General features: G+C 70.8%; 4 protein-coding genes. 2 read left to right on the top strand and 2 right to left on the bottom strand.

Translation table 11 applies throughout. The features are described 5' to 3' along the window. Positions 1 to 180: 180 nt before the first annotated feature. The gene (locus JQN83_RS32485; protein WP_208570979.1) at positions 181 to 1,308 is read right to left on the bottom strand and encodes a glycoside hydrolase family 12 protein; all 1,128 of its coding nucleotides are present in this window, start codon (positions 1,306 to 1,308) and stop codon (positions 181 to 183) included. A gap of 155 nt (positions 1,309 to 1,463) precedes the next feature. Then, on the bottom strand, positions 1,464 to 2,243 hold the full coding sequence (locus tag JQN83_RS32490) for an IclR family transcriptional regulator (protein WP_208570980.1): 780 nt from the start codon (positions 2,241 to 2,243) through the stop codon (positions 1,464 to 1,466). 194 nt (positions 2,244 to 2,437) lie between these two features. Between JQN83_RS32490 and JQN83_RS32495 the strand changes: the two genes are divergently transcribed. Together JQN83_RS32495 and ctaD are read left to right on the top strand one after the other, a co-directional pair. Continuing rightward, the gene (locus JQN83_RS32495; protein ID WP_208570981.1) at positions 2,438 to 3,544 is read left to right on the top strand and encodes an FAD-dependent monooxygenase; all 1,107 of its coding nucleotides are present in this window, start codon (positions 2,438 to 2,440) and stop codon (positions 3,542 to 3,544) included. Between the two features lie 137 nt (positions 3,545 to 3,681). Further along, positions 3,682 to 5,439: an aa3-type cytochrome oxidase subunit I gene (ctaD, locus tag JQN83_RS32500; protein WP_208570982.1), complete on the top strand. Its 1,758-nt coding sequence runs from the start codon at positions 3,682 to 3,684 to the stop codon at positions 5,437 to 5,439. The last annotated feature ends 423 nt before the right edge of the window (positions 5,440 to 5,862 follow it).

Genomic DNA, 5,862 nt, shown 5'->3' on the forward strand with positions numbered 1-5,862 from the left:
TATCCGGTCATCCGCAAAAACGCCGTCCACAAGGGCAAATGACAGCCCTCCACCACACCACCACGAACACACCCACACCACACCGCCAGACCACCCTGCCCACAGAACGGTCAAAACACGAGGTGCGGGGGGCGTGACCCTGTGGGTCACGCCCCCCGCGTGGTGGTGGGTGGTGTGGGGTCAGGCGCGGGCGCAGGCGGTGCCGTTGAGCGAGAAGCTGGTCGGCGCCGAGTACGTCCCGTTCAGCGAGCCCTGGTAGCCGAAGGTCGCGGTGCCACCGGGGGAGATGCTGCCGTTGTGCGCGGCGTTGCGGGCGGTCACCGTCGACCCGCTCTGGCTGACGGTGGCGTTCCACGAGCTGGTGACCTGCTGCCCGCTGGGCAGGTTGTAGGTCAGGGTCCAGCCGTTGATGGCGCCGGAGCCCCGGTTGGTGATCGTCACGTCGGCGGTGAACCCGTTGTTCCACGAGTTGGACGTGTACTTCACCGCGCAGCCGCCGCCGGTGGGCGGGGGCGTGGTCGGCGGGGCGGTGGTGGGCGGCGGGTTGCCGCCGGTGTTGACGGTCTGGGAGAAGTTGGTGACGGCGAGCCCGGCACCGCCCTGCCACGGCTCGAAGCCGGCCTGGATGCTGGTCAGGTACCAGTCGTTGGTGATCGCCCCCCGGTTACGGGTGTCGGCGATGAAGTCCAGCACGTTGAAGCTCATGCCCTGGATCGCCGACGGCGCGACGTAGGAGATGACGTTGTTGCCGCCGTTGTTGCCGCGCCACACCTCCCAGCTGCGGCCCGCGATGTTGGTGTTGCCCACCGGGGAGCCGATCGGCTGGATGCTGCCCTGCCGGTTGAACCAGATCATGATCTCCATGGCGTTGACCCCGTCCCGCTTGGGCGACGGGTCGAGCCAGATGTCGTAGGCGGCGTCGTAGATCGCGCCACCCACGTAGTTGAAGGAGATGCTGCCGGGGGCGCTGCTGATCGACTTCACCTGGGCCGGCAGGTTGGTGCCCGGCGAGCAGTTGGTGTAGTGGCAGCCCACGAAGATCGACGGGTACGACACCGGTGCGCCGTTGGTCGGCGCGGAACCCTGCTGGCTGGTGATGTTGAAACCGCTGCCGGTGACGTTGATGCACTGCTGGGCGGTGGTGCCCCAGCGGTTGTTCTGGACCACGTACCGGCCGCCGATGACGGTGGAGCCGTACTGCTCACAGATCTGGGTGTCGGCGGAGGCGGTGCCGCCGACGGCGACGGCCACGATCGTGCCGACGGCCAGGAGGCCGGCGGCGGCGAGGGCCCGCAATGGACGCTTCATGATGCTCCTTGGCTGCGGCGCGGGGCGCCGGACCTTGTCTCGGATATGACCGGGAGCGCTCCCATGGTCCCCGTCACATTTACACACTTGAAACTGTTGCGCAACTGAACCGGTTAAGTTAACGGGCGATCTTGTCCACGTACGTGAACCGCGTCCTACCGGTTGGGCGCGAGCAGCGCGCGGGCCGTCCGGGCCTGGAGCGCCGCCTCCCGCAGCACCGCCGCCAGCCGGGTCCGCGCCTCCGGCCCCAGCCGGTCCACCGGCGCGGCCACCGAGATCGCGTCCACCGCCGGCTCCCGCAGCGGTACGGCCACCGCCACCGCCGCCAGCCCCGGGCTGCACTCCTCCCACTCCTCGGCCCAGCCCCGCCGCCGGACCGCCGCCAGCTCGGCCCGCAGCGCCTCCGGCGTGGTGACCGTCCGCCCGGTGGCCGCCGCCAGCGGCCACTGGAGCAACCGGTCGACCTCCTCGTCGGTCCGCGCGGCGAGCAACGCCTTGCCGGCCGCGGTGGCGTGCGCCGGCAGCCGACGCCCCACCGCGCAGACGGGCCGGACGATGTGCGCCGAGTCCCGCCGGGCCAGCAGCACCACCGAGCCGCGGTCCAGGCGGTAGAGCTGGACCGTCTCTCCGGAGCACCCGGCGAGCCGGTCCAGGGTCACGTCGTAGAGGGCGGCGGCGTCCGCGCCGGCCAGGAAGGCCGCCCCGACCTCCAGCGCCCGCAGGCCCACCGAGAACCGGGTGCCGGTCGGATCGGCGGCCACCCACTCGCGGTCCAACAGGGTCCGCAGGATGGCGTGCAGGCTGCTCTTGGGGATGCCCAGCGCCCGGCTCAGCTCCACCGGCGAGCGGGGGCCGGCGGGAGCGGCCAACGCCTCCAGCACGTCCAGCGCGCGGCCCGCCGACTTGACCGAGCGGTATGACTCGTCCGTCGTCACGCCGTCACTCTAGTGAGACGAACGACTTCCGGCCCATGGGTATTCTTCAATCGAACGGCGTTCGACGGGCTGAACCACTTTCTGTCCAGTCCGGAGGGTGGCGATGGGTCTCACCGGCCCTGGTGTGCGCCGATCGCGCGGAGTAGTGTCTTGCCTTCACCGCGTACCGATCCCCTCCGGAGGCGTACACCACCATGCGTGGCTCCCCCCTGCGCATCCTCGTCGTCGGCGCGGGCATCGCCGGCCTGGCCGTCGCCCGGGCCCTGCGGCTGGCCGGCTTCCGGCCCGACGTCACCGAGAAGCTCCCGCCCAACGAGCTCGCCGACACCGGCCTCTACCTGCCCGGCAACGCCGCCCGCGCACTACGACGACTGGACCTCGACGGCCCGGTCCGCCCCCTCGGGCAGGTGATCCACCGCCAACGCTTCCTCGACGCCGCCGGCGACCCGCTCTGCGAGGTGGACCTCGACACGCTCTGGGCCGAGGTGGGCGAGTGCCGGGCGCTGCCCCGCCGCGACCTCTACCAGGTGCTGCTCAGCGGGGCCGGGGGCGCGGTGCGGCACGGCGCCGAGGTGAGCACCGTGGAGCTGCTGCCCGCCGGGGTCGCGGTTACCTTCACCGACGGCACCGGCGGCGAGTACGACCTGGTGATCGGTGCCGACGGCCCCCGTTCGGCGGTCCGCTCCCTGGCCGCGCTCGGCGGTCCACCCCGCCCCGCCGGCCAGGTGGTCTACCGGGGCGTGGTGCGCGACGGCCCCGACGTCGCCGACTGGACGGCGCTGCTCGGCCGGCGGGCCGGCTTCCTCGTGGTGCCGCTCGGCGCGGGCCGGCTCTACTGCTACGCCGACGAGGCCGGCACCGTCGCCCCGACCGACCCGGTCGCCCGGCTGCACGAACTCTTCGGCGGCTACGGCGGGCCGGTCCCGGCGGTGCTGGCCGCCTGGCGCGACGTGCAGGTCGGGCTCACCGACGAGGTCGAGCTGGGCCGCTGGCACCGGGGCCGGGTACTGCTGGTCGGCGACGCCGCGCACGCCACCGCACCCACCCTGTCCCAGGGGATCGCCATGGCGCTCGAGGACGCGGTGGTCCTCGCCGAGTCGCTCCGGGCCGCCGGCAGTGTCGAGGCGGCCCTGGTCGCGTACGAGAGCCGTCGTCGTCCGCGTACCCGATGGGTGCGGGACCGGACCCGGGACCGCAACCGCACCCGCGACGTGCCGCCGGCGCTGCGCGACCCGTTGCTGCGCGGGCGGGGCGGGCGGATCTTCGGTGAGCACTACCGGCTCCTGGTCGGCCCGCTGTAGGCCCGACGATAGGCCGGACATGGTGCCAGAGCACCCCGAGCGGTGCTGCCACCTACCGGGGACTAACATCCTTTCGGATGACGGCCCGCAGCTGACGACGCGTGCCGAGCGGGACAACCGAGAACCGGAGGCCATTCGTGACCACCGTCGCACCCAAGCCGGTCGTGACCCGGCCATGGCCGGTCCGAGAGCCGGTCAAGGGGTCGGCCATCGCGCGGCTGCTGCGCACCACGGACGCGAAGCAGATCGGGATCATGTACATGGTCACCGCGTTCGTGTTCTTCATGATCGGTGGCCTGATGGCCCTGGTCATGCGAGCCGAGTTGGCCCGACCGGGCATGCAGTTCCTGTCGCCGGAGCAGTACAACCAGCTGTTCACCATGCACGGCACGATCATGCTGCTGTTCTTCGCGACCCCGATCGTGTTCGCGTTCGCCAACTACGTCGTGCCGTTGCAGATCGGCGCCCCCGACGTCTCGTTCCCCCGGCTGAACGCCTTCGCCTACTGGCTGTACCTGTTCGGCGGCACGATGGCGACCGCCGGTTTCCTCACCCCGGGCGGCGCCGCCGACTTCGGGTGGACCGCCTACACCCCGCTGAGCAGCATCGAGCACTCGCCCGGCGTCGGCGCGAACATGTGGGTCGTCGGCCTGGCCATCTCGGGTCTGGGCACCATCCTCGGCGCGGTCAACCTGATCACCACGATCCTGACCCTGCGCGCCCCCGGCATGACCATGTTCCGGATGCCGATCTTCACGTGGAACATGCTGGTCACCAGCCTGCTGGCGATCCTGGTCTTCCCGCTGCTGGCCGCCGCGCTCTTCGCGCTGGCCGCGGACCGGCTGCTCGGCGCGCACGTCTACGACCCGGCCACCGGCGGCCCGATGCTGTGGCAACACCTCTTCTGGTTCTTCGGTCACCCCGAGGTGTACATCATCGCGCTGCCGTTCTTCGGCATCATCACCGAGATCATCCCGGTCTTCTCCCGCAAGCCGATCTTCGGTTACAAGGGTCTCGTCGCCGCCACCATCTCCATCGCCGCCCTGTCGATGAGCGTCTGGGCGCACCACATGTTCGCCACCGGCCAGGTGCTGCTGCCGTTCTTCAGCTTCCTCAGCTACCTGATCGCCGTACCGACCGGCATGAAGTTCTTCAACTGGATCGGCACCATGTGGCGGGGCCAGATCACCTTCGAGACGCCCATGCTGTTCGCCGTCGGCTTCCTGGTGACCTTCCTCTTCGGTGGTCTGACCGGGGTGCTGCTGGCGAGCCCGCCGCTCGACTTCCACCTGCACGACAACTACTTCGTCGTGGCGCACTTCCACTACGTGCTCTTCGGCACCATCGTGTTCGCCGTCTTCGGTGGCATCTACTTCTGGTTCCCCAAGATGTTCGGCCGGATGCTCGACGAGCGCCTGGGCAAGATTCACTTCTGGCTCACGATGATCGGCTTCCACACCACCTTCCTGGTGCAGCACTGGCTCGGCGCCGAGGGCATGCCCCGCCGGTACGCCGACTACCTGCCCGGCGACGGCTTCACCACGCTCAACATGATCTCCACGATCGGCGCGTTCATCACCGGTATCTCGACCCTGCCGTTCATCTGGAACTGCTGGAAGTCGTACAAGACCGGGCCGGTCGTCGAGGTGGACGACCCGTGGGGCCACGGCAACTCGCTGGAGTGGGCGACCAGCTCCCCGCCGCCGCTGCGTAACTTCGACCGGATGCCCCGGATCCGCTCCGAGCGCCCGGCGTTCGACGCGAAGTTCCCCGAGCTGGCCGCCGGCCACAGCCTCGCCGGCCCGCCGGAGGGTGGTGCCAAGCCGCTGACCAGCGAGGTCAACGGTGGCGCCAGCTACCAGGAGGACACCTCCGGGAACCTCGACCAGCGCTGAGTCCGCACCGACACCGCCGACGGGCGTCGCACCCCACCCGGGTACGACGCCCGTCGGCGGTTCCGGGACCGGCCTGCCCGGTCGCCCGGTGTTCGGCCCCGACGACGTGGCGCGGACCGGGGCGGCTCACGTCTCGTCGAAGCCGCCGGCGACCGGAGGCGGTCGACGGTGACGTCCGGTTCCGGTGACGTCTGGTTCCGGTGACGACCGGGAAGTGACACCTTCTCCGAAGAGCGGATATGCCACAGCGGCATAATTATGCCGCTGTGGCATATCGGCTCCAGGGGGGAATATGCTCCCGCCGCTGGGCCGCTGGGCCGCTGGGCCGCTGGGCCGCTGGGCCGCTGGGCCGCTGGGCCGCTGGGCCGCTGGGCCGCTGGGCCGCTGGGCCGCTGGGCCGCTGGGCCGCTGGGCCGCTGGGCC

The organism is Micromonospora antibiotica, from assembly GCF_017599305.1.
GTDB lineage: Bacteria > Actinomycetota > Actinomycetes > Mycobacteriales > Micromonosporaceae > Micromonospora > Micromonospora antibiotica.

Bases quoted from the DNA above. Each gene is read 5' to 3' on its own strand.
- JQN83_RS32485 (WP_208570979.1), bottom strand. From the start codon at position 1,308: ATGAAGCGTCCATTGCGGGCCCTCGCCGCCGCCGGCCTCCTGGCCGTC.
- JQN83_RS32495 (WP_208570981.1), top strand. From the start codon at position 2,438: ATGCGTGGCTCCCCCCTGCGCATCCTCGTCGTCGGCGCGGGCATCGCC.